Raw genomic sequence first — 22,198 nt, 5'->3', positions numbered from 1 at the left:
GATGTCCATCGACCAGCCGGCAGCAGCCGGCGACCCGGCGACGTTGCCGGCGCGGGTGGCGGCCTGGCTCGGCGACGAGCCGGACCCGGCCGCCCGCGCCGAACTGCTGACGCTGCTGGACCAACTGCCGGGCAGCGCCGCCGAGCTGGCCGACCGGTTCGCCGGACCGTTGACGTTCGGCACCGCCGGGCTGCGCGGCCCGCTGCGAGCCGGCCCGAACGGCATGAACCTGCAGGTCGTCACCAGGGCCGCCGCCGGGCTGGTGAGCTGGTTGGCCGAGCAGGGCGGCACCGGGCCGGTGGTGATCGGCTACGACGCCCGGCACGGGTCACGGGCCTTCGCGGTGCGCACCGCCGAAGTGGTCACCGGTGCCGGGCGGGACGCCTACCTGCTGCCCCGCCCGCTGCCCACCCCGGTGCTGGCGTACGCGGTCCGCGCGCTCGACGCGGTGGCGGCAGTGATGGTCACCGCCAGCCACAACCCGCCGCAGGACAACGGCTACAAGGTCTACCTCGGTGCCCAGCTCGGCGGACCGGCCGGTGCCGGCGCGCAGATCGCGCCGCCGGCCGACCAGCAGATCGAGGCGGCGATCCGGGCGGTCGGAAAGCTGGTCGACGTGCCGCTCGGCGGCCCCGGCAAGACGCTGGACGACGAGATCGTCGCCGGCTACCTGCGGAGTGCCGTGACGGTGGTGGACCCGGCGACCCCCCGGGCGCTGACCGTGGCGTACACGCCGCTGCACGGCGTCGGCGGCGCGGTGCTGCGGGAGGCGTTCGTCGGTGCCGGATTCCCGGCACCGCTGGTCGTCGCCGAGCAGGCCGAGCCGGATCCGCAGTTCCCGACCGTGGCGTTTCCCAACCCGGAGGAGCCAGGCGCGATGGACCGGGTCGTCGCGCTGGCCCGGGCACACGGAGCCGACCTGGCGATCGCCAACGACCCGGACGCCGACCGGTGCGCGGTCGCGGTGCCGCACGGCGGCGGCTGGCGGATGCTGCGCGGCGACGAGCTGGGGGTGCTGCTCGCCGATCACCTGATCCGGCGGGGCCGGCACGGCCGCTACGCCACCACCATCGTCTCGTCGTCGCTGCTCGGCGCGCTGTGCGCGGCACGCGGCGAGCCGTACGCCGAGACCCTCACCGGCTTCAAGTGGATCGTCCGGGCTGGCAGCGACCTCGCGGACACGGCCGAAGTGCCGCTGGTCTACGGCTACGAGGAGGCGCTCGGCTACTGCGTGGCGCCCGACCAGGTACGCGACAAGGACGGCATCACCGCCGCGCTGCTGCTCGCCGAGCTGGCCGCCGAGCTCAAGGCGGCCGGTCGGGGCCTGGCCGACCGGCTCGACGAACTGGCCACCGAGTTCGGGGTGTACCAGACCGACCAGCTCGCGGTGCGGGTCGACGAGCTGAGTGAGATCGCCGCGGCGATGGCGTACCTGCGGGCGAACCTGCCGACTACGCTACTCGGCGAGCCGGTCACCGCGACGCAGGATCTGCTGCCCGACGCCGACGTGGTGATCCTCCGTACCGGTACCGCCCGGGTCGTGGTCCGTCCTTCCGGGACGGAGCCGAAGCTGAAGGCGTACCTGGAGGTGGTCCAGCCGGTGCCGGGCGGCGACCCGACCGCGGCCCGCGAACGGGCCGACCGGGCGTTGGCAGGGCTGCGGACGGAGACATCGGCCGCCCTGAACATCAAATAATGTCCGTTTGACCCCTTAGGCGCGACCAATTCATATTGCTACTCGTTTAGCTGGTTATGCTGGCTAGCCGCTGCTTCGCCCACCTGACCGCCGCGACGCACCGGCGGTACGCGCTGCTCCCCTTCCACCGGCGGACCACCCTGTTCCGGTTGGCCCGTCGGCCCGGCCAGGTCGCCCGATGCTGGCTGGCCCGACGTCTGCGGCCGGCCCGACCGACCGCCGCCGGTCTCCCCCGGCGATGGTCCGTACTGGACGGACGCCCCATCCTGGCCGTCGTCGACGACACGATCAGCCCGCTCAACGCCCACCGGCGCAACCTGCACCTCGTCACCGACGCGCTGGCCCGGGCCGGGGTGGACCACTTCGTCATCCCGGCCGCGTCCGGGCTCCGCAGCCGGGTCGGGGTGCCGGCCGGCGAGCGTACCGCCGCGCTGCGGGCCCTCGGCCGCGTCGGTGGCCTGGCCGTGGCGCGCGCCGGACACCGGCACCGGCGGCTGCCGGCCCGGCCCGGCTGGCGGCTGCGCCGGGCCCCGGTGATCCGGATCTTCCAGGCGGTGACCAGCGTCGACGGTCAGCTCACGTACGGCGGGCAGGCCGCTTGCGAGATCGAGTTCTGGACCGTCGACGGTGACCGGCTGCACGCGCCCCGCAGCAACGACGTCACCGCCGAGGTCCCGGCCCGGTCGGCCCCGGTACGGCTGACCGAGGCCGAGGCCTGCTGCTTCGCGCCGGAGGACCGGATCGCCCGGCACGTGACCCGTACCCCGTTCACCCGTCGGCCGGCAACCTGGCCCGACTTCCCGGTCGACCTGGTCTGCTGCTGGACCGACCCGACCGACCCGCGGTGGCGGTCCCGCCGGCAGCGGGCCATGGCCCGCACCGCCGGGCCGGTGCCACCGACGCGACGCGCCGACCGGCACCGCCGCCGCACCGGCGGTGCCGGCCCGGCGGGCTACGCCAGCGACGAATGGGTCGGCTGGGACGGCACCGAGGAGCTGCGCCACCTGCTCCGCTCGGTGCACCTGCACGCGCCCTGGATCCGGCGGATCTTCCTGATCACCGCAGACCAGGTGCCGGGCTGGCTCGACGTGGACAATGCACGGTTGACCGTGGTCGACCATCGCGACCTGCTCGGTGGCCACACCGTGCTGCCCACCTTCAACCCGTACGCCGTCGAATCCGCGGTGCACGAGATCGACGGCCTGGCTGAACGGTTCCTCTATTTGCCCGGCAACGTCTTTCTCGGCCGGCCCGTCGACCGGACCACGTTCTTCGAAGCCAACGGGATCCCGAAGGTGCTGCTCAGCCCGCCACCCGGGCCGGCCCGGGGCGCCGGCCAGCCGGCCGTCCAGGGAGACACCCCGGCGGCGGCCGCCGCACGGCGCGTCTTCGCCGACCAGTTCGACCGCCTCGTCGACCCGGGCACCCCGGTCGGCGTACCGTTGCCGGTGCGCCGCTCCACACTGGCCGAGATCTGCGCCAGCAGTCCCGAGCTGGTCGCCCGGATTCGCGGTCACCAGATCCGGCATCCGGACGACGTGTCGCTGATCCGCTCGCTGCACCAGCACTGGTCGTACCTGCGGGGCACTGCGGTGCCCGGGTCGCTGCGTCGGCACCGCGTCGACCCGGCCGCCCCCGACGCCGCGCTGCGACTACACCGGCTGCTCGACCGCCGCGACGCCGACGCGTTCGGGCTGGACACCGGGCTCACCGACGCGGTCGACTCCGTCGCCCGCCGGCTGCGGGTCGAGTTCCTCAACCGCTACTTCCCGACCCCGTCACCGTACGAGGTCGATCCGGAGACCGCGGCGGCCCGCGCCCCGTTCACCGCGACCGAGCTGGCGCAGCGCCTGCTGCGCCCGCCGGTCGGTCGGTTCCCGGTCGGCCCGCAGCTACGGCTGGCCGCCGCGCCGCAGCAGACCCGCCACCGCGACACCGGGTATCCCGCGCAGCCGGACCCGCTGTCGGCGGCCGACCAGGTCCCGGCCACCGAGGTGCTGGTGGGACACCGCTGCGGCTGACCGGCGACCGGGTACCTATGGTGACCAGGTGCAGGCGATCATCGCGACCCTCGGCTACGTACTCTCCCCTGACGGACGTCAGGTGTTGATGCTGCGCCGCGACACCCGGCCGGACGACATCCACTACGGCTACTACAACGGCCTGGGCGGCAAGCTGGAGCCGGGTGAGGACGTCATCGCCGGCATGCGCCGGGAGATCCGGGAGGAGTCCGGGTTGGAGTGCGGGCGGGTCGAGCTGGCCGGGACCATCTCCTGGCCGGGCTTCGGCCGGCACAGCGAGAACTGGTTCGGATTCCTGTTCCGGGTGCCGACCTGGTCCGGCGAGCCCCGGCCGGACTGCCCGGAAGGCACCCTGGTCTGGACCGACCTGGCCGACGTCCTCGCCGGCCGGGTGCCGATGTGGCCCAGCGACCGGCACTTCCTGCCGCTGGTCTTCGCCGAGCAGCCGACCGTCTTCCACGGCGTGATGCCGTTCGTCGACGGCGTGGCGACCAGCTGGAGCTGGACCGCCGCCGGCTGAGCCGAACTGGTCAAGCCGCTCAAAAGCGCGGCATCCCGCCGAACTGGCGGTCACCGGCGTCACCGAGCCCCGGCACGATGAACATCTTCTCGTTGAGCCGTTCGTCGATCGACGCGGTCACCAGCCGCAACGGCAGGCCGGAGCGGTCCAGCCGGTCGATTCCGGCCGGCGCGGCGAGCACGCACAGGACGGTGATCTCGGTGGCACCCCGGTCGGCGAGCAGCCGGCAGCAGTGCTCCAGCGAGCCGCCGGTGGCCAGCATCGGGTCCAGCACCAGCACCGGGATGCCGGCCAGGTCGACCGGCAGCGACTCCAGGTAGGCCCGGGGCTCGTAGGTCTCCTCGTCACGGGCCAGCCCGACGAAGCCCATCGACGACTCCGGCAGCAGCGCCAACGCCGAGTCGGCCATCCCGAGCCCGGCGCGCAGCACCGGCACCAGCAGCGGCGGGTTGGCCAGCCGGGTCCCGTCGGTCGGCGCCACCGGGGTGGTCACCGGGAACGACTCCACCGGGAAGGATCGGGCCGCCTCGTACACCAGCATGGTGGTGAGTTCGTGCAGCGCGGCGCGGAACGCCGCCGAGTCGGTCCGGGCGTCGCGCATCGCGGTCAGCCGGGACTGGGCGAGGGGATGGTCAACTACGAGTACGTCCACGGTCGTTGAACCTACTCGCCAGCCCGGCGGCCGACGCATACACCTCACGGATCGCCTCGGCGTAACGGGCCGGCGTGTGTTCGGCACAGCGGGCCGCCGCCGTGGCCGCCTGCCGGCGGGCCGTGTCCGGGTCGAGCAGCAGCCGCAGCACCCCGCCGGCCAGCGCACCCGGCTGCGGCTCGGTGCGCAGCGCGGCGCCGGCGAGCGCACCGTGCGCGTGCAACGCCCGGTCGACCAGCACCACCGGCACCCCGGCCAGGCCGGCTTCCTGCAGGACCAGCGCCTGGGTGTCGGTCTGCGAGGCGAACGCGAACACCTCGGCGGCCCCGTACGCCGCAGCCACCACGTCCGGGCCCTGCTGGCCGGTGAGGGTGATCCGGGCTGCCACCCGAGGGTCGATGGTCCGCAGCAGCCCGGCCAGCCAGCGCGGCTCGTACAGGGCACCGACCAGCACCAGCCGGGCGGCCGGGCAGCCGGCCAGCACCCGCTCGAACGCGGCGATCAGCAGGTCGATGCCCTTCTCCCGGTTGATCCGACCCACGTAGAGGACCACCCGGTCGCTGGGCGTGATGCCGTGGCCGTACCGGAAGGCGTTGATCTCGTCGGCGGTAGTGCGGCGGGCCGCGACTCCGGTCGGCACCAGGTGCACCCGGTCGGCGGGCACCGGTAGGTGGATCCGGTCCAGCACCGCCCGGGTCGGCACCACCACCGCGTCGGCGCCGCCGAGCAGCAGGGTGTTGGTGGCGTCCATGGCGGCGCGGCGGCGGGCGACCGCGCCGCTGGCCATCGGCCGGTGGTCGCGGGCGTGGCCGGACGGCGCCGCCGCCGGGCGGGGTACGCCGAGCCGGCGGGCGTACAGCCGGACCCCGGCGCTGAGCGCGCGGGCCGGCACCCGGTACGCGTCGGCGTACGCGTGCAGGTCGGTGTGGTAGGTCTGGACCAGCGGCAGACCGAGCCGGCGGGCGGTGAGGACGCCGAGCAGCCCGACCGGTCCGGGGGTGTGCACGTGCACCACGTCCGGGGCGTGGGCGGCGATCTCGGCGATGGTGCCGGTGGCGGCGGCGCCGCGCAGCAGCCACGGCGACAACCGCAGGTCGGCGACTCCGCAGGGCAGCGCGCGTAGCCGCAGCACGTCCGCCTCGGCCGGCTGGTCCGGATGCCGGGGCACCACGATCAGGCCGGGATGCCCGGCGGCGGCCGACGCCGCCGCGAGAGTCCGCAGCGAGGTGACCACCCCGTCGCGGCGGGGCAGGTACGTGTCGGTGAAGTGCACTGCTCGCACGTCAGGGACGGTGGGTCACCGGGGCCAACATGATGTAACGGTAGGCCAACAGCGCCGTTAAGTCTGCTCGTCCGATCGGACGACGGCCAAGATCGTGAACTCGCTGGCGACGTAGACTCGCGGACATGACAGGACTCGCGGGCATGACAGCGGTGAGCACCCCGGCACCCGCGCGCCACGATCTGGCCGAGGTGGGGCGCTCCGCAGCCACCCTGCGTAGCTTCCTGCACGGGCTGCCCGGCGTCGACGAGGTCGGCGCGCGGCAGCGGGCCGCGACGCTCGGCACCCGGTCGATCAAGACGACCGCCAAGGCGTGGGCGATCGACCTGGCCGTCCGGATGGTCGACCTGACCACTCTGGAGGGCGCCGACACCCCCGGCAAGGTACGCGCGTTGTGCGCCAAGGCCCGTCGCCCCGACCCGGCCGACCCCGATTGCCCACCGGTCGCAGCTGTCTGTGTCTACCCGTCGATGGTGCCGACCGCCGCCGAGGCGCTCACCGGCTCCGGCGTGCACCTGGCCAGCGTGGCCACCGCCTTCCCGTCCGGGCAGGCGCCGCTGGAGGTGAAGCTGGCCGACACCCGGGCGGCGGTCGCCGCCGGCGCGGACGAGATCGACATGGTGATCAACCGGGGGGCGTTCCTCGCCGGCCGCTACGAGCAGGTGTACGCCGAGATCGTCGCGGTCAAGCAGGCCTGCGGCGACGCCCACCTCAAGGTCATCCTGGAGACCGGGGAGCTGGCCACCTACGACAACGTGCGCCGCGCCTCCTGGCTGGCGATGCTGGCCGGCGGTGATTTCATCAAGACCTCCACCGGCAAGGTACCGGTCGCGGCGACGCTGCCCGTCACGTTGATCATGCTGGAGGCGGTCCGGGACTTCCACGCCGCCACTGGGCGGCGGATCGGCGTCAAACCGGCCGGCGGCATCCGTACCACCAAGGACGCAATCAAGTATCTGGTGCTGGTCAACGAGACCGCCGGCGACGAGTGGCTCACCCCCGACCTGTTCCGGTTCGGCGCTTCCACTCTGCTCAACGACCTGCTGATGCAGCGGTCGAAGCTCACCACCGGGGTCTACTCCGGTCCCGACTACGTCACCCTGGACTGATCAGCGTGTTCGACTACGCACCGGCGCCCGAGTCCCGTTCGGTCGTCACCATCCGCGACTCGTACGGTCTGTTCATCGACGGCGAGTTCGTCGACCCGACCGACGGCGGCGCGCGCAAGACCGTCAACCCGGCCACCGAGGAGGTGCTCGCCGAGGTCGCCGAGGCCGGCCCCGGCGACGTGGACCTGGCGGTGGCCGCCGCGCGGGCCGCGTACCAGCGGGTCTGGGGTCCGATGCCCGGCCGGGACCGGGCCAAGTACCTGTTCCGGATCGCCCGAGCGCTCGCCGAACGCAGTCGCGAGCTGGCCGTACTCGAATCGCTCGACAACGGCAAACCGATCCGCGAGTCCCGCGACGTCGACCTGCCGCTGGCGTCGGCGCACTTCTTCTACTACGCCGGCTGGGCCGACAAGCTGCCGTACGCCGGATTCGGCCCGGACCCGCGCCCGCTCGGCGTCGCCGGGCAGGTCATCCCGTGGAACTTCCCGCTGCTGATGCTGGCCTGGAAGATCGCCCCGGCGCTGGCGGCCGGCAACACGGTGGTGCTCAAACCGGCCGAGACGACCCCGCTGACCGCGCTGCTGTTCGCCGAGATCTGCCAGCAGGCCGACCTGCCGGCCGGCGTGGTCAACATCGTCACCGGGGCCGGTGCCACCGGGCAGGCCGTGGTCGGCCACCCCGACGTCGACAAGGTCGCCTTCACCGGTTCCACCGACGTCGGTCGGCAGATCGCCCGTACGGTCGCCGGCACCGGCAAGAAACTCACCCTGGAGCTGGGCGGCAAGGCCGCCAACATCGTCTTCGACGACGCCCCGATCGACCAGGCCGTCGAAGGTATCGTCAACGGCATCTTCTTCAACCAGGGCCACGTCTGCTGCGCCGGGTCCCGGCTGCTGGTCCAGGAGTCGATCGCCGAGCCGCTGCTGGAGTCGTTGAAGCGGCGGATGGCCCGGCTGCGCGTCGGTGACCCGCTGGACAAGAACACCGACGTCGGGGCGATCAACTCGGCCGCCCAGCTGGACCGGATCCGTACCCTGGCCGCCGCCGGCACCGACGAGGGCGCGCAGGCCTGGTCGCCGCCGTGTGACCTGCCGCAGCAGGGCTTCTGGTTCGCGCCGACCCTGTTCACCGGGGTCAGCCAGGCGCACCGGATCGCCCGCGAGGAGATCTTCGGCCCGGTGCTGTCCGTGCTGACCTTCCGCACCCCGGACGAGGCCATCGCCAAGGCCAACAACACGCCGTACGGGCTGTCCGCCGGCATCTGGTCGGAGAAGGGTTCCCGAATCCTGTGGGCCGCCGACCGGCTGCGCGCCGGGGTGGTGTGGGCGAACACGTTCAACAAGTTCGACCCGACGTCGCCGTTCGGCGGCTACCAGGAGTCGGGCTACGGCCGCGAGGGCGGCCGGCACGGACTGGAGGCGTACCTCGATGTCTGACAGTGCTGCCGTGGCCGCCGCCAGGCCGGCGCGGGTCGCCGTGCGCAAGACGTACAAGCTGTTCATCGGCGGGAAGTTTCCGCGCAGCGAGTCGGGACGGACGTACCAGGTGCAGGACTCCAACGTGGCGCTCGCCTCCCGCAAGGACCTCCGCGACGCCGTCGTCGCGGCCCGGGCGGCGGTGAAAGGCTGGTCGGGCGCGACCGCGTACAACCGGGGTCAGATTCTCTACCGGGTCGCCGAGATGCTGGAAGGAAGGCGCGAGCAGTTCGTCGCGCTCGGCGAGCCGGCCGGCGAGGTCGACGCGGCGATCGACCGCTGGGTCTGGTACGCCGGCTGGTCCGACAAGCTCCCCCAGGTGTACGGCGGCGTCAACCCGGTCGCCGGCCCGTACTTCAATCTGTCGACGCCGGAGCCGACCGGCGTGGTCGGGGTCGTCGCGCCGGCCGAGCCGTCGCTGCTCGGCCTGGTCAGCGTCGTCGCCCCGGTGATCGTCAGTGGCAACACGGCGGTGGTGTTGGCCTCGCCGACCCGCCCGTTGGCGGCGGTCACCCTGGCCGAGGTGCTGGCCACCAGCGATCTGCCCGGCGGGGTGGTCAACGTGTTGACCGGTGCGCTCGCCGAGACCGCGCCGTGGCTGGCGTCGCATCTGGACGTCGATGCGATGGACCTGACCGGGGTGGCCGACCCGCAGTTGGCCGTCGAGTTGGAGCAGGCCGCCGCCGGCAACCTCAAGCGGGTGCTGCGCCCGGCTGTCGGGTCGGTCGACTGGTCCGCCGACCCGGGTACCCGGCGGATGACCACGTTCCTGGAGACCAAGACCGTCTGGCACCCGAAGGGCAACTGAACCCGCCACGGGTGGTTGCCGGGCAAGGTACGCGGACGGCAGACGCAACGTGTCGGATGGGTGACCGTCCGGCCGGTCAGGGCAGCGGCAGTGGCCGGCCGCCGGGCAGGCTACGCCGGTGTCCCGCGCCGCCAGTGTCCCGAACCAGCTGAGTTTTCTCCCGTTCTCCGGTAGCCACGCCGTCGCCGCCGGCCTGCTCAGCAAACGGATGCTGGCCGGGCCGGCGTGGTGTCGGCTGCTGCCCGACGTCTATGTGCACGCTGCGGCCTTCGACCCCGACGACCATCGGATGTGGTGCAACGCGGTGGCGCTGAAACTGCCGGCCGGCGCGGCGGTCTGCGGGCTCAGTGCCGCGTACCTCTGGGGAGTCGACCTACTCCCCCGGCGCAGCCCGGTCCATGTCGTACTGCCCCGGACCGGTCGGATCCGGCGGCACCCACGCATCGCCGTCACCAACTCGACGCTGGCCGTCGATGACACCGTTCTGCTCAGTGCGGTGCCGATGACCACGGAGGTCCGCACCGCCTTCGACCTGGGGCGTACGTTGCCGCGCCCGGACGCGGTCGCTGCCGTCGACGCGCTGCTGCACGACGCCGGCCTGCCCCGACCGGTGCCACAGCACAAGGTCGCGGATCCGCAGGGGCGCTTTATCGGCCGCGTCGACCTCGCCTACCCGCAGTGGCGGATCGCCCTCGAATATGAGGGCGACCATCACCGGGGTAGGGCCACTTTCCGCCGGGACGTGCACCGCTACAACGCGCTGCGGGCCGCCGGCTGGCTGGTGTTGCGCTTCACCGCGGACCACGTACTGCGCAGAAGCGGGCAAGTCGCACAGGATGTCCGACAGGCGATCGACGAACGCCGCACCAGCCGTCGCGCCCAGCCGTGACGAGCCGAACACCAGATACCTCATCTTCCCGCCGACAGGTACCTGATGTTCGGCTCGTGCCGGGTGGCTAGGTGACGTCGAGCGCGGGCAGGATGACCTGCTCCAGCACCGCGGCCGGGGTGCGCCACTGCTCGGGGTCGTCGTAGTTACCGGCGGTCACGACGACGACGAGCTCCAGGTCGGGCAGGACGATCAGGCGCTGGCCGCCGTTGCCCATCGCCGACGCCGTCCGGTGGCCGGCGACGGTCTGCAGATACCAGTGGTAGCCGTACTCGGCGCTCCACCCGGTCGGCAGACGCGGCTCAAGCATCTCGCTGATCCAGCTGGCCGGCACCAACTGACGGCCACCCCAGGCCCCGCCGGCCAACACCAGCTCGCCGATGCGGGCCAGGTCACGCGGGGTGAGCCGCAGCCCAGACGCGGGCGAGGCCACCCCGTCGTCGCCGGCCATCCAGTGGAACTGCTCGACGCCGAGCGGCGCGAAGAGCTTCGCCCAGCCGTACGCCTCCAACGCCTGCCCGGTGCCGTCGGCGATCAGCTTGCCGAGCAGCGCGGTCGCACCGCCGCAGTAGGACCAGCGCTCGCCGGGTGGCTCCACGATCGGCCGCTCCAGGACGTACCGGTAGCGGTCCGGGGCCAGCTCCATGGCGATCTCACCGTTGTCCAGATTGTCGTACGGCAGATCCTCACGCCAGTCCAGCCCCAGTGACATGGTCAGCGCGTGCGCGACGGTCAGCCCGGCCCGGTCCAGGTCAGCTGCCAGGTCGGAGTACGCGGGAAACCGCCGTAGCAGCGGTTCCGTCGGGCCTGGGACGAGCCCGTCGCCGAGGGCGATACCGTACAGCAGCACGGTAACGCTCTTGGTGACCGAGCGCAGGTCGTGCAGCGTCGTCGGGCCGAACTCGACGACGCCCAGCGAATCACCCCAGGCGAAGTCCTCGCCCGCCCCGTAGTGCTCCAGCAGGGTCCGGCCGCCTTTCACCACCACGACCGCGTGCAGTCCGCCCAGCTGCCCGGCCTGCTCGGCCTCGGCCAGCAGCTCACCTATCCGACTCGTCGTCACACGCCACCCCCCCGTCACCATCCACCGAGGATATGTCGGACCGTCGATCGCCGCCGTCCGCTCCACTTCCCGACGGGCGATCACATGGTGACGACGACCTTGGCGCGGGCGTGTTCGGTCTCGACGTACCGGATGGCGTCCGGCACCTCGCTCAACCGGAACGTCCGGTCGACGACCGGGGTCAACTTGCCCGCCTCGACCAGCTCCCGCAGCACCGTCAGGTGCCCACGACCCGCCGTCGCCGACGGCGCGACGATCTGCTGCTTGACGAACCGCCCCACCAGCGGCCCGCGCAGCAGCAGACCCAGCGGCCCGAAGACACTGCCGCCGGTGGACACGCCGCCGCCGGACAGCAGCAGCGTCCCGTCACGGGTCAGCACCCGTCGGAAGTCGCCCAACGACCGGTTGCCGACCAGGTCCAGCAGCACGTCGTAGCGGCGGCCGGCCCGCACGGCGTCGGTACGGGTGAAGTCCTCCCGGGTGTAGTCGACGACGTGATCGGCGCCGAGCGACCGGACCAGGGCGACGTTGCGGGTCCGGCACACCGCGGTCACCTGCGCGCCGTACACCTTGGCCAGTTGCACCGCGAAGGTGCCGACCCCGCCGGACGCCCCGTTGATCAGGATGTGCTGCCCGGCCCGCAGGTCGGCGGCGTCCCGCAGGCAGACCAGGGCGGTGGTGGCGGCCAGCGGGACCGCCGCCGCCTGCGCGAAGCTCAGGTTCGCCGGCTTCGCCTCGACCAGGTTCTCGGCCAGGCACAGGTACTCGGCGAACGCGCCGCCGGCGGGACCGGCCTCGCCGTACACCTCGTCACCGGGGCCGAACCGGGTCACCGCCGCGCCGACCGCCTCGACCCGGCCGGCGAAGTCCTGGCCGCGCACGGCCGCGCGGGGCCGCCGCAGCCCGAACGACAGCCGGGCGATGTACGGGTCGCCGCGCATGATGTGCCAGTCGTACGCGTTGACCGAGCTGGCGTGCACCCGGATCAGCACCTGGTCGTCGCCGGGGGTCGGGGGGTCGACGTCGCGCAACCGCAGGACGTCGGGTGCGCCGTACCGGTGCTGGACCATCGCTTTCATCGCTGATTCTCCTCACTGGATCCGCTGGGACCCACAGCTTGTCGGCGAAGGCCGGGGTGGCGCGTCGGCGCGTCGGCGGCATCCCGGCTGCGCCCGGCGCGGTAGCGCGGTAGCGGCCTACTCCCCCGGGCGTACGCCGGGCTGCCTCCGTCGGGGCTGCCGCGGTCGACGCCGGCCGGCCTACAGTGCGGGCATGACCCGGCCGCACCCCGACACCGACGCTGGCCCGGCCGCGCCGCACGGGCAACCAGCAGCGCCGGGCGACGGTCCGACGGAGTCGCGACGCGGGCCCGGACTGGCGGTGCTGACCGCGATCGGGCAGCCGGTCGGCACCGCGATCGCCGCGAGCTGGCAGTCGGGCAGCGTCGGGATCACCGGGTACGTGCTGCTGGTGTTCAGCGGGCTGGCGCTGGCCGACCGGCACCGGTCCCCTCGGCGCAACTTCCTGATCGTGGTCGTCGCGACCCTGGCGTACCACCTGCTGGACCAGCCGGCCGGGGTGACCCTGCTGGCACCGCTGATCGCCGCGTCGGCGGCGCGGGCTGCCGGCCACCGCCGGCTGGTCGGCGCGACGGCGATGGCGGCGTACGGCATCTGGGTGCTGGTCACCGGCGCGACCCTGCGGCAGGCGTTGCTCGCGTTGGCGATGGTCGTCGCCGCCGGGCTGGTCACCGAGATCGGCACCCTGGTCGCCGCCCGGGTCCGTGAGGGCGTGGCGGAGCAGCGCCGGCTCTCCGAGGAGCGGCAGCGCCGCCGGGCCACCGAGCAGCGGCTGCGGATCGCCGCCGAACTGCACGACGTACTCGGTCATCATCTGTCGCTGATCAACGTACGGGCCGGGGTCGGTCTGCACCTGATGGACCGCGACCCGGAACAGGCCCGTGCGGCGTTGGAAGCGATCGCGCAGTCCAGCGCGGAGGCGTTGCGTGAGGTCCGGGCGGTGCTCGACACGCTCTACCCGAGCGGCGAGGCCGCGCCGCGCGCCCCGGCACCAGGGCTGGACCGGCTCGGCGAGCTGACCGACGACGCGGCGGTGGCGACCCGAACGGTGATCGACGGTACGGCCCGGCCGTTGCCGGCTCCCGTGGACCGGGCTGCGTACCGGATCGTGCAGGAGGCGTTGACCAATGTGCGGCGGCACGCCGGCTCGGGTGCCGCCGCCACGGTCACCATCGGCTACCGGCAGGATGCGCTGATGCTCCAGATTGACGACGACGGCGCCGGTGCGCCGAGGCCGGGCGCTGCGGCCCCGGGTGCTGCGGCGGCTGCTGCCCCGGCCGGCAACGGGATCACCGGGATGCGGGAGCGGGCCGCCGCGCTGGGCGGCGAGGTGACCGCCGGTCCCGCGCCGGACGGCAGCGGCGGTTGGCGGGTACGGGCCCGCCTGCCGCTGCCCACCGACTCGCAGGCTGAGGAGACGTCGGCGTGATTCGGGTGCTGCTCGTTGACGATCAGGTGCTGGTCCGGGCCGGATTCCGGGCGCTGCTGGCTGCCGAGGGAGACATCGAGGTCGTCGGTGAGGCCGGCGACGGCGCGCAGGCGGTCCGGCTGGCCGGGCAGACCCGGCCGGACGTGGTCCTGATGGACATCCGGATGCCCGGGGTGGACGGGCTGACCGCGACCCGGCAGATCGCCGCCGACCCGCGACTGTCCGAGGTACGGATCGTCGTGCTGACCACGTTCGAGCTGGACGAGTACGTCGGCGAGGCGCTGCGCGCCGGGGCGGCCGGGTTCCTGGTGAAGAACACGCAGCCGGCCGAGCTGATCCAGGGGGTACGGGTGGTGGCCGCCGGGGACGGTCTGCTGTCGCCGAGCGTGACCCGGCGGGTGATCGAGCAGTTCGCCGCCCGTACCGCCGCTCCGGCAGCACCTCGACGGTTGGCCGAGCTGACCGACCGGGAACGGGAGGTGGTGGCGTTGGTCGGCACCGGGCTGTCCAACGACGAGATCGCCGCCCGGCTGGTGGTCAGCCCGGCGACGGCGAAGACCCACGTGTCGCGGGCGATGGTGAAGCTCGGTGCCCGGGACCGCGCCCAGCTGGTCGTGTTCGCGTACGAGGCCGGCCTGGTCCGCCCCGGCTGGCTACCCTGACCATCGCACATGCTACTACTCTTGTAGCATGGTGGCATGCATCTACGCGATGCCCCGGCTCGACGCCGCCGACCTGCGGGTCCTGCGCGAGTTGGACCAGATGCGCGCCGACCTGCGGCTGCAGCTACGGTCCACCCCGCGCTGGGCGGGCCAACTGCGGCGGAGCCTGTTCGCCGCCGCAATCCAGGGCTCGAACACCATCGAGCACATCACGATCAGCGGTTCGGACGCCCGAGCGCTCGTCGAGCAGGCACCCATGTCGGCGGAGACCAGCGACGAGGTCCGCCAGGCGGTCGTCGGCTACCGCGACGCGATGACGTACGTGCAGCAGACGCCTGAGTTGGACTTCTTCGAGTACTCGCAGACGCTGCTCTCGACCTTGCATTTCATGATCACCAAGTATCAGCCGGCGAAGTGGCCTGGCCGTTACCGGACCGGCGGGATCTTCGTGACCAGTGCCGATCCGCTGGAGCCCGTGTACACCGGCCCGGACGCGGAGCGGGTCCCCGGGCTGATGGGCGAACTGGTCGACTGGCTCCGCCACGGCGACCTCGACGCGCCGGCGTACGCGCGAGCGGCGATGGCACACCTGAACCTCGTCGGCATCCACCCCTGGCGCGACGGCAACGGCCGGACCGCCCGCGCCCTGCACACTCTGGTGCTGGCCCGCACCGACGAACTCGCCGCCGAGTTCTCCTCGATCGAGGAGTGGCTGGGCGAGCAGATCAACACAGTCCAGTACTACGAGGCACTGCGGTCCGCCCAGGACGGCAGCTTCCAACCTGATCGCGACGCCCACCCCTGGCTGCGCTTCGTGCTGGCGGCGCATCATCGGCAGGCGCAGCGGGTGAAACGACGCTACGAGTGGACAGTTCGACTGTGGATGGATCTGGAACGCCTCACCGAGCAGCAGGGCCTGCCCGGACGGGTCGTCTCGGCGCTCTACGCCGCCGCCGCCGGCGAGCTGCGGCGGACCACGTATCAACAGGACGAAGGTCTCAGCCGCGATCAGGCCATCCGCGACGTGCAGGCGCTGACCCGCGCCGGCCTGCTGACGCCTCGCGGCAACGCGACCTCCCGGGTCTATCTGCCCGCCGGGGCGGCGGCCGAGATCGCCCAAGCGGCGACCGCAGCTGTACGCGGGCCGGGCCGCGACCCCTACCAGTAGCCCCTCAGGGGATCACCTGGGGTTGGTGCTTTTCGGTGTACCAGGCGGGCGGTTCGGGTGCGGCGGTGGTGGTGGCGGTGATCCCACCCCAGCGGTCGCGGCAGACGTACGACAGGTCGGCGTGAATCCAGACGCCGTCGTTGTCGCGCAACACCGGCCGGCAGCAGTGCCGGCACGGCGCGACCCTCGGGTACGGCGGCGTGACCGGGGTGCCGGTCAGGTCAGTGTGCCGTCAGCGTCGCCGGCACCATTGGCGTTGGCGTCGCTGTCGCCGTCGCCGTCGCACAACCCGCCCAGCCCGGCCGCCCGGTGGAACCCCGGGTGGTGACGGACCTCCGCGCACACCTCATCGTCCGGACCGCGTACCCCGCAGAACAACGGCTCATTGAAGTTCCACGCCTCCGCCCGGGACAGCAGCGGCGCGTACTCACCCAACTCCGGGCACAGGATGGCGAGCCCTTCGGCGTACGCGACGGCCTGCTCCCGCGCTTCGTCGAAGTCGACGGCGGCGAACGTCAGGTGCAGCGTGTACCGGCCAGCACCTACATCGCCTTCGAGGCCGAGGCGTCTGGGCTCCGCACCTGGTCATGGGGCACGTTCAACGGCCTACTACAGACAGAGGATTACGCAAGGGCGACCTTCACCGGCGAGCCAGCAGGACGAGACCGGACGCCACACGACATCGACAAGCACGTCGAGGCAAGGCTGGCCCGCCAGCACCGGCTCACCGAGGACGCGCTGAAGCAGTGGGCCATCCTGGACGAGTCCCTGCTGCACCGGCCTATCGGTGGACCGAAGATCTTCAAGGCTCAGCTCGACCGTCTACTGACACCGCCCAGCAGCGTGACCATCCAGGTCCTCAAGCAGCAGGCAGTCTGGCACGCGGGCCTCAACGGCGCCTTCACGATCATGGATTTCCCTGAGCACCCCTCGGTCGTCTTCGTCGAGACGCTCACGGGTGACCTGGACGTGGAAGGCGAGAGTGACGTCAGGCGGTATAGCCTGGCGTTCGACTACCTGCGGGCGACGGCAGCCGGTGTCGAGGAGTCACGAGAGTTGATCGCTCGCGCACGGGACAGCATCGAGTAGGGGTGACAGCAATGGACCTTTCCAAGGCAAACTGGCGAAAGAGCAGCCGGTCCAGCGGCGACGGAAGCGGCGACTGCGTGGAGGTGGCCGATCTTGACATCGCCGTAGGCGTACGGGACAGCAAGGACGCCACCGGTCCAGCCCTGATCTTCAGCCCTGCGGCCTTCACCAACTTCCTGTCCGGCCTCAAGGACCACGAGTCCGCGAAGGGCTGATCGGCTTGCGCGCAACCGCCTCCGATGGACTTGGCATGACTACGCCAGACATGTCCCGCGCTCACTGGCGCAAAAGCAGCCGCAGCAGCGCCAGCGGCTCGAACTGCATCGAGGTGGCCACGCTGGCCGGCGGTTCGATCGGCGTACGCGACTCCAAGGACCCGCACGGCCCGACGCTCATCTTCCCCACCGACGCATGGACGGCTTTCCTCACCACAGTGTCCGGCCGCTGACCCGACCGGCCTACCCCTCCGACGACCGACACCGTGCCCGCCGACCGCCCGTACGTCTTCCTCGACGTCGACGGAGTGCTGATTCCCCTCGCCGCTCGCGCGACCAGCCGGTCACCTTCGCCCCACCGTGCGGCTCATCTTGACGCCATCGGCAATCCGCTGCTGGAGCGGGTCGATCCGGAGGACGGCCGCCGGCTGCTGGCGCTCGACTGTCAACTGGTCTGGGCGACCACGTGGATGGCCGAGGCGAACGAGGTCGTCGCACCACTGCTCGGCCTGCCGGAACTGCCGGTCGTTGCATGGCCGGACTCCGACGACGAGCCCCCGCGCGGCGTGCACTGGAAGACGCCGTTCCTCACCAGCTGGGCGGCCGGACACGCCTTCGTCTGGCTCGACGACGAGATCTCCGACCTGGACCGGCGCTGGGTCGCAGAGCATCACCCAGGCAAGGCGCTGCTGCACCGCGTCGACCCGCATCTCGGCCTCACCGACGCCGACTTCTCAACCATCGGCCAGTGGCTCGCGGCCTGACTGCAGCAGTGCCGCGTCGATGTCAGGCTGAGACACGCTACGAGCGCGTCGTGAGGTATCTCAGCCTCACATCGATGAAGCGCTCCAGCCCTCGCCATGATCACTTGATGCTCTGCTGGGAGAATGTCGGCGTGTCGCCCAGCAGAGCGTCAAGTGATCATGGCGAGCCGCAGCCGGCATCGGCCCACGTACGTCAGGCGACTCTCGCCGATGTCGATCAGCTGACCGAGGTGCACAGGCAGCGATCAGCGGATCCGGCTGCCACGGCGGTCAACAACATCGTGCTGGTCACCGGCGAGGAGGGCGCCGGCAAGTCGACGGTCCTGCGTGCGCTGCTCCCCTGCACGACTGACGGCACGCGGGTCGACGCCGAGGACATCGGGCAGACCAACCCGTGCCCAATGGACGACGGGTTCTTCGATCTGTTCCGACGCAACATCGCAGCTCTGGTGACAAACTTCTGGGCTGCCGGCTATGTCAATGTCCTCACCGGCAGCTTCCTGCGCGACTACGACGACTATCGCGCGTTCCGGCAACTCCTGCCGCCTCAGACGGCGGTGTTCCTGGTCGAGTTGCTGGTCGACCGAGCCGTACGCGACCAGCGCCGGCTCACCCGGGCGAAGCGGACGACACAGCGATGGCGTGACCGGGTCGATCTGATCCCGGAAGATCGGACCATCCGCGAGGCTCTCGATGCCGACTACCGCTACATCGGCATCGACACGACAACATTGGACGTTGCCGAGACTGTACAGCGGATCATGGATGAGATCCCGGAGATCTACGTCCCGCCGATGCGGTGTCGACCGGCTCAGTAGTGGTCGGACCGAACCAGAACCTGGCCACCTCATCGCGGCGAGGGCACTGGCGAGGGCGCTGGCGGCGTCGGGCCGGGAGAAGTCACTTACCATATGGCGGATCCCGCGACCTCTACCCCGGCTCGCCGAGCGCCCCACTGTCTGACTCCGGAAGCTCCGCGTCGAGGTCAGGGCTCAGGCCGGGCTGACCAGCTGGATGAGGTTGCCGCAGGTGTCGTCGAGGACCGCGCCGACGACCGGGCCCATCGGCGTGGGGGTCTGGACGAAGGTGACCCCGTCGGCCTGCAGCTCCCGGTAGGCCTCCGCGACGTCGTCCACGGCGAACGAGGCCGCCGGGATGCCCTGCTCGGCGAGCGCCTGCTTGTACGCCTGGGCGGCCGGGTTCTCGTCGGGCTCCAGCAGAAGTTCGACGCCGTCCGGGGCGTCGGCGCCGACCACGGTGAGCCACCGGTGCTCTCCGACCGGGAAGTCGGTCTTGGGGACGAAGCCGAGTTTGTCGGTGTAGAAGGCGAGCGCCTTGGCCTGGTCGTCGACGAAGACGCTGGTGATGTAGATGCGGGCTTTCATGGGTTCTCCATATCGCTGAGTGGCCACCGCTCGATGATCGAGCGCAGCGGCCGGGTGTCGAGGTAGTGGAGTTTGGTGCGGCCGACCCGTTCGGAGCGGACGAGCCCGGCTTCCTCCAGGACTGCCAGGTGCTGGGAGATCGCCTGACGGGTGGAGGTGGTGCCGTGTTCGGTTAGCAGCCGGGTGCAAATTTCGAACAGGCTCATCCCGCCTTTGCGGGCGAGCTCGTCCATGATCCGCCGCCGGGTCGGGTCCGCGAGTGCCCGGTAGAGGACCGCCACCCGCCCCACAATAGGCAAGTCTGCACTTGCATATCAAGTCCTACCGGCGGGAACCGGCGTCGTCGTATCGTCGGGCGGCTACCGCGCCCGGTTCCACGCCGACGCGTCCCGGCCCAGCAGGGCGAGCAACTCGGTCTGGCGGTCCGTGGTGGGCCCGACGTCCGGCGCCGCCGCGAAGTATCTCGCCGACAGGGAGCCCGCTACCGGTGCGAGATAGGCATGGGCGGCTTCGACCAACACCGGGTCGAGGGTCGCGTCGGCACCGATCGCCTGGGCCAGGTCCCAGCCGTGCACCAGGTTGTCGTTGAAGCACAGGCCGGCCAGCCGCCGGCCCCGCATGTCGCCGGCCGGATGGTGGACAACGGTATCGAGCACCCCGGGGCGGGAGAACGCCTCGACGGCGACGTCGACCGAGTGGCGTACCGCCGCTGGCGGATCGTCGCCCAGCACGTCGAAGTCAGGGCGTGCGATGTCGAGCCTGCCGAGTTCGGCCAGGTGAATACCGTCGAGCACCGGGACCACCGCGAGGTTGCCACGCACCACGTGGTCGACCAGCGCGCGCACGTCCCACTCGGAGCACGGCGTCGGGGCGCTCCACTGGTCGGTGCCGATCCGCGCGACGAGGTCGCAGAAGTGCCGGCTGGCCTGCTCATAGAACCTGACGAAGTCGGTGGCGATGTCGCACCTCCATACCGCGAATCTGGACCGGGCTCCACACCCGCTTCCTTGACCGTACGGTCAAGTTTACCTAGTCTGTTGACCAGACGGTCAAGAAGGCGGGTTCATCTGATGGCACGAGACACCCGGGAGCGCCTGCTGCGCACGGCACGCGACCTCGTGCACGGCACCTCGCTGGCCGAGGTGAGCATCGAGGACATCTGCGCCGGGGCCGGCGTCCACCGGGGCAGCCTCTACCACTTCTTCCCGTCGAAGGAGGCGCTCGGCCTGGCGGTACTCGACCTCAACTGGTCGATGGTGCGGGCCGTACTGGACGAGGCGTTCCAGGCCGAGATCGAGCCACTCGCCCGCATCGACCGCTCCATCGACGGGTTCGCCCGGATGCTCGGGCTGATGCGCGAGAAGATGGGCGCGACGCCCGGCTGCCCGTTGGGCGGTCTGACCGCCGAGTTGTCCACCCAGCCGGGGCCGGGCCGGGACCGCTCGCAGGACGTCCTGCGAGCCTGGGCCCGCTACTTCGTCGACGCCATCCGGGAGGCTCAGGCCCGTGGTCAGCTGACCCGGACCACCGACCCGGAGGCGGCGGCGCTACGTGTCCTGGCGTACCTGCAGGGGTTGGCGCTGCTGGCGAAGGTCTACGACGATCCCCGCCTCGTGGCGAACGCCCGCACCAGGGTCCGAGCACTCATCGACCAGGCCGACTGACCGCACGTCGACGACGACGTGCGGTTTCGCGTACCCGCCGAGTTGACTGATCGGTCAACTGCGGCCAGCACGACGACACGAGGAGAATCAGCCATGGACAGGCCAGCATCGACGACCGGCAGCCGACCCACATCCACGCCAGGCTCCGCGTACCGGTTCGAGCGTTTCACCACCGCATTGCTCATCGACGACATGTTCTTCCGCGCCGACGCGCCCGGCGCCCGCGACCGGGTGCCGGCGTTCGATCTGCCCACCCTGGACGGCGGGCGGTTCCGCAGCGACGACCTGGGACCGCTGCCGGTGCTGATGATCTTCGGATCACGCACCTGCCCGGTCACCGAGAGCGCCGGACCGATCCTGCGTGCCCTGCACGCCGAGTTCGCCGGACAGGTGCGGTTCGTGCTGGTCAACACCCGCGAAGCACATCCCGGCGAGGTGTTCACCCAGCCACGGACCACGCCGGAGAAGTGGGCACACGCCCAGGAACTGCGTACCCACCACGGGTTCACCTTCGAGGTCGCGGTCGACGACATCGACGGCGACCTGCACCGGGCCATGACCCCGAAACCCAACTCGGCCTACCTGCTGAGCCCTACCGGCGTCATCGTCTACCGGGCACACTGGGCAAACGACGAGCGCGGGTTGCGGTCCGCGCTCACCCGGGCGTCCGCCGGCCAACCGCCGGTACGGGATGCCAGCAGGGCAATGGTGCGACCGTTGCTGCGGGCGGTCGGCCACCTGCCCGGCGTGGGGGCCTTCGCCGGACGCGGCGTCGAACGCGACGTCTGGCGCGCGGCAGCGCCGCTGGCGGTCCTCGGTCGACTGTCACGGCTGTTCCGCTGGCTTCCCGCCGACCGCCGCGGCCCAGCTGCGGCGGGGCTGCTACTGATCATCGTCGCGGTTGTCGGGGGTCTGCTGCTGCGGTGAGCGCCGCCGCCCGCCGTCCGGGACACGCGCATCCTCACCGGCCAGGAACCGCTGGACGGACCCGGTGTACCCGATGGGGATGTGCCCGGTGCCGGGCAGCAGGACGACGGCCGATTGCGGCATTGACATCCTCTCCGCCCTGAGGGACGGAGATCCCCTCCACGCTGCGCGTGGAACACGCAGCGTCCGGGTGGGTTACCGCTTCACTGCGCGCCGCCGGGACAAGTCCCGGTCTTACCCGCGCTCGACGGTCGTTGAAGTCCGCCTGTCCGGCGGCCTTGATGTTGATGGCGGCGTTGAT

At 71.6% G+C, this 22,198-nt stretch carries 26 protein-coding genes; 17 read left to right on the top strand and 9 right to left on the bottom strand.

Annotated features, from left to right (window positions below):
• Window position 1 precedes the first annotated feature (1 nt).
• From ACFHWT_RS19190 to ACFHWT_RS19180, 3 genes are read left to right on the top strand one after another with little or no spacing between them, the layout of a single operon-like run.
• Window positions 2-1,696, top strand: coding sequence for a phospho-sugar mutase (locus ACFHWT_RS19190; protein WP_416596036.1), 1,695 nt, complete (start codon window positions 2-4; stop codon window positions 1,694-1,696).
• A gap of 56 nt (window positions 1,697-1,752) precedes the next feature.
• Entirely contained in the window at window positions 1,753-3,717 is a 1,965-nt protein-coding gene (locus ACFHWT_RS19185; RefSeq protein ID WP_416596035.1) for a hypothetical protein, read from the top strand.
• Between the two features lie 28 nt (window positions 3,718-3,745).
• Entirely contained in the window at window positions 3,746-4,237 is a 492-nt protein-coding gene (locus tag ACFHWT_RS19180; protein ID WP_416596034.1) for an NUDIX hydrolase, read from the top strand.
• Between the two features lie 19 nt (window positions 4,238-4,256).
• On the opposite strand, the gene upp is transcribed toward ACFHWT_RS19180, so the two are convergent.
• Window positions 4,257-4,889 carry a uracil phosphoribosyltransferase gene (gene upp / locus ACFHWT_RS19175; protein WP_282233921.1) on the bottom strand — a complete coding sequence of 211 codons (633 nt, stop codon included), beginning with the start codon at window positions 4,887-4,889 and terminating at the stop codon, window positions 4,257-4,259.
• Window positions 4,870-6,171, bottom strand: a complete 1,302-nt coding sequence (locus ACFHWT_RS19170; RefSeq protein ID WP_416596033.1) for a glycosyltransferase — start codon at window positions 6,169-6,171, stop codon at window positions 4,870-4,872. The genes upp and ACFHWT_RS19170 overlap by 20 nt, the downstream gene beginning before the upstream one ends.
• A gap of 143 nt (window positions 6,172-6,314) precedes the next feature.
• Between ACFHWT_RS19170 and deoC the strand changes: the two genes are divergently transcribed.
• From deoC to ACFHWT_RS19150, 4 genes are all read left to right on the top strand, one after another.
• Window positions 6,315-7,280 (top strand): deoxyribose-phosphate aldolase, encoded by a 966-nt coding sequence (gene deoC / locus ACFHWT_RS19165; RefSeq protein WP_416596087.1) that lies wholly within the window; start codon window positions 6,315-6,317, stop codon window positions 7,278-7,280.
• Between the two features lie 5 nt (window positions 7,281-7,285).
• Window positions 7,286-8,716 (top strand): aldehyde dehydrogenase family protein, encoded by a 1,431-nt coding sequence (locus tag ACFHWT_RS19160; protein ID WP_416596032.1) that lies wholly within the window; start codon window positions 7,286-7,288, stop codon window positions 8,714-8,716.
• Window positions 8,709-9,563 carry an aldehyde dehydrogenase family protein gene (locus tag ACFHWT_RS19155; protein WP_416596031.1) on the top strand — a complete coding sequence of 285 codons (855 nt, stop codon included), beginning with the start codon at window positions 8,709-8,711 and terminating at the stop codon, window positions 9,561-9,563. Before ACFHWT_RS19160 ends, ACFHWT_RS19155 begins: the two co-directional genes overlap by 8 nt.
• A 118-nt stretch (window positions 9,564-9,681) precedes the next feature.
• Window positions 9,682-10,452: an endonuclease domain-containing protein gene (locus tag ACFHWT_RS19150; RefSeq protein WP_416596030.1), complete on the top strand. Its 771-nt coding sequence runs from the start codon at window positions 9,682-9,684 to the stop codon at window positions 10,450-10,452.
• Between the two features lie 67 nt (window positions 10,453-10,519).
• Here ACFHWT_RS19150 and ACFHWT_RS19145 read toward each other — a convergent pair whose 3' ends face one another.
• Together ACFHWT_RS19145 and ACFHWT_RS19140 are read right to left on the bottom strand one after the other, a co-directional pair.
• Window positions 10,520-11,515 carry a serine hydrolase domain-containing protein gene (locus ACFHWT_RS19145; protein WP_416596029.1) on the bottom strand — a complete coding sequence of 332 codons (996 nt, stop codon included), beginning with the start codon at window positions 11,513-11,515 and terminating at the stop codon, window positions 10,520-10,522.
• 80 nt (window positions 11,516-11,595) lie between these two features.
• Window positions 11,596-12,594 (bottom strand): NAD(P)-dependent alcohol dehydrogenase, encoded by a 999-nt coding sequence (locus tag ACFHWT_RS19140; RefSeq protein ID WP_416596028.1) that lies wholly within the window; start codon window positions 12,592-12,594, stop codon window positions 11,596-11,598.
• Window positions 12,595-12,787: 193 nt separating this feature from the next.
• On the opposite strand from ACFHWT_RS19140, the gene ACFHWT_RS19135 reads away from it, so the two are divergent.
• The 3 genes from ACFHWT_RS19135 to ACFHWT_RS19125 are packed head-to-tail and all read left to right on the top strand — an operon-like array spanning window position 12,788 to window position 15,853.
• A complete protein-coding gene (locus ACFHWT_RS19135) occupies window positions 12,788-14,023 on the top strand; it encodes a sensor histidine kinase (RefSeq protein ID WP_416596027.1) in 1,236 nt (411 codons plus the stop codon).
• Complete coding sequence (locus ACFHWT_RS19130; protein WP_416596026.1) at window positions 14,020-14,685, top strand: response regulator transcription factor; 666 nt, start codon at window positions 14,020-14,022, stop codon at window positions 14,683-14,685. Before ACFHWT_RS19135 ends, ACFHWT_RS19130 begins: the two co-directional genes overlap by 4 nt.
• 28 nt (window positions 14,686-14,713) lie before the next feature.
• Complete coding sequence (locus ACFHWT_RS19125) at window positions 14,714-15,853, top strand: Fic family protein (RefSeq protein ID WP_416596025.1); 1,140 nt, start codon at window positions 14,714-14,716, stop codon at window positions 15,851-15,853.
• 4 nt (window positions 15,854-15,857) lie between these two features.
• Here ACFHWT_RS19125 and ACFHWT_RS19120 read toward each other — a convergent pair whose 3' ends face one another.
• Entirely contained in the window at window positions 15,858-16,004 is a 147-nt protein-coding gene (locus tag ACFHWT_RS19120; RefSeq protein ID WP_416596024.1) for a hypothetical protein, read from the bottom strand.
• 65 nt (window positions 16,005-16,069) lie between these two features.
• Window positions 16,070-16,288 carry a hypothetical protein gene (locus ACFHWT_RS19115; protein ID WP_416596023.1) on the bottom strand — a complete coding sequence of 73 codons (219 nt, stop codon included), beginning with the start codon at window positions 16,286-16,288 and terminating at the stop codon, window positions 16,070-16,072.
• 84 nt (window positions 16,289-16,372) lie between these two features.
• On the opposite strand from ACFHWT_RS19115, the gene ACFHWT_RS19110 reads away from it, so the two are divergent.
• The 5 genes from ACFHWT_RS19110 to ACFHWT_RS19090 are packed head-to-tail and all read left to right on the top strand — an operon-like array spanning window position 16,373 to window position 18,739.
• Window positions 16,373-16,942 carry a DUF5753 domain-containing protein gene (locus tag ACFHWT_RS19110; RefSeq protein WP_416596022.1) on the top strand — a complete coding sequence of 190 codons (570 nt, stop codon included), beginning with the start codon at window positions 16,373-16,375 and terminating at the stop codon, window positions 16,940-16,942.
• An 11-nt stretch (window positions 16,943-16,953) separates the two neighbouring features.
• Window positions 16,954-17,157, top strand: coding sequence for a DUF397 domain-containing protein (locus tag ACFHWT_RS19105; RefSeq protein ID WP_416596021.1), 204 nt, complete (start codon window positions 16,954-16,956; stop codon window positions 17,155-17,157).
• Between the two features lie 35 nt (window positions 17,158-17,192).
• Window positions 17,193-17,390 carry a DUF397 domain-containing protein gene (locus ACFHWT_RS19100; protein WP_416596020.1) on the top strand — a complete coding sequence of 66 codons (198 nt, stop codon included), beginning with the start codon at window positions 17,193-17,195 and terminating at the stop codon, window positions 17,388-17,390.
• Window positions 17,391-17,423: 33 nt separating this feature from the next.
• A complete protein-coding gene (locus ACFHWT_RS19095) occupies window positions 17,424-17,921 on the top strand; it encodes an HAD domain-containing protein (RefSeq protein ID WP_416596019.1) in 498 nt (165 codons plus the stop codon).
• Window positions 17,906-18,739: a hypothetical protein gene (locus ACFHWT_RS19090; RefSeq protein WP_416596018.1), complete on the top strand. Its 834-nt coding sequence runs from the start codon at window positions 17,906-17,908 to the stop codon at window positions 18,737-18,739. The genes ACFHWT_RS19095 and ACFHWT_RS19090 overlap by 16 nt, the downstream gene beginning before the upstream one ends.
• 174 nt (window positions 18,740-18,913) lie before the next feature.
• Here the strand turns inward: ACFHWT_RS19090 and ACFHWT_RS19085 are convergent, their stop codons facing one another.
• The 3 genes from ACFHWT_RS19085 to ACFHWT_RS19075 all read right to left on the bottom strand — a co-directional run bounded on the left by ACFHWT_RS19085 (window position 18,914) and on the right by ACFHWT_RS19075 (window position 20,265).
• Window positions 18,914-19,306, bottom strand: a complete 393-nt coding sequence (locus ACFHWT_RS19085) for a VOC family protein (RefSeq protein WP_416596017.1) — start codon at window positions 19,304-19,306, stop codon at window positions 18,914-18,916.
• Window positions 19,303-19,587, bottom strand: a complete 285-nt coding sequence (locus ACFHWT_RS19080) for an ArsR/SmtB family transcription factor (RefSeq protein ID WP_416596016.1) — start codon at window positions 19,585-19,587, stop codon at window positions 19,303-19,305. Before ACFHWT_RS19080 ends, ACFHWT_RS19085 begins: the two co-directional genes overlap by 4 nt.
• 78 nt (window positions 19,588-19,665) lie before the next feature.
• Complete coding sequence (locus tag ACFHWT_RS19075) at window positions 19,666-20,265, bottom strand: TIGR03086 family metal-binding protein (protein WP_416596086.1); 600 nt, start codon at window positions 20,263-20,265, stop codon at window positions 19,666-19,668.
• A gap of 111 nt (window positions 20,266-20,376) precedes the next feature.
• Here ACFHWT_RS19075 and ACFHWT_RS19070 point away from each other — a divergent pair, with 111 nt between their 5' ends.
• The gene (locus tag ACFHWT_RS19070; RefSeq protein ID WP_416596015.1) at window positions 20,377-20,970 is read left to right on the top strand and encodes a TetR/AcrR family transcriptional regulator; all 594 of its coding nucleotides are present in this window, start codon (window positions 20,377-20,379) and stop codon (window positions 20,968-20,970) included.
• Between the two features lie 93 nt (window positions 20,971-21,063).
• Window positions 21,064-21,897: a TlpA family protein disulfide reductase gene (locus tag ACFHWT_RS19065; protein ID WP_416596014.1), complete on the top strand. Its 834-nt coding sequence runs from the start codon at window positions 21,064-21,066 to the stop codon at window positions 21,895-21,897.
• Window positions 21,898-22,198: the final 301 nt, after the last annotated feature.

The organism is Micromonospora sp. LOL_021, from assembly GCF_048060215.1.
GTDB lineage: Bacteria > Actinomycetota > Actinomycetes > Mycobacteriales > Micromonosporaceae > Micromonospora_E.
The sequence above is the reverse complement of the archived record's forward strand: the minus strand, read 5'-3'. Positions and strand labels throughout refer to the sequence as shown.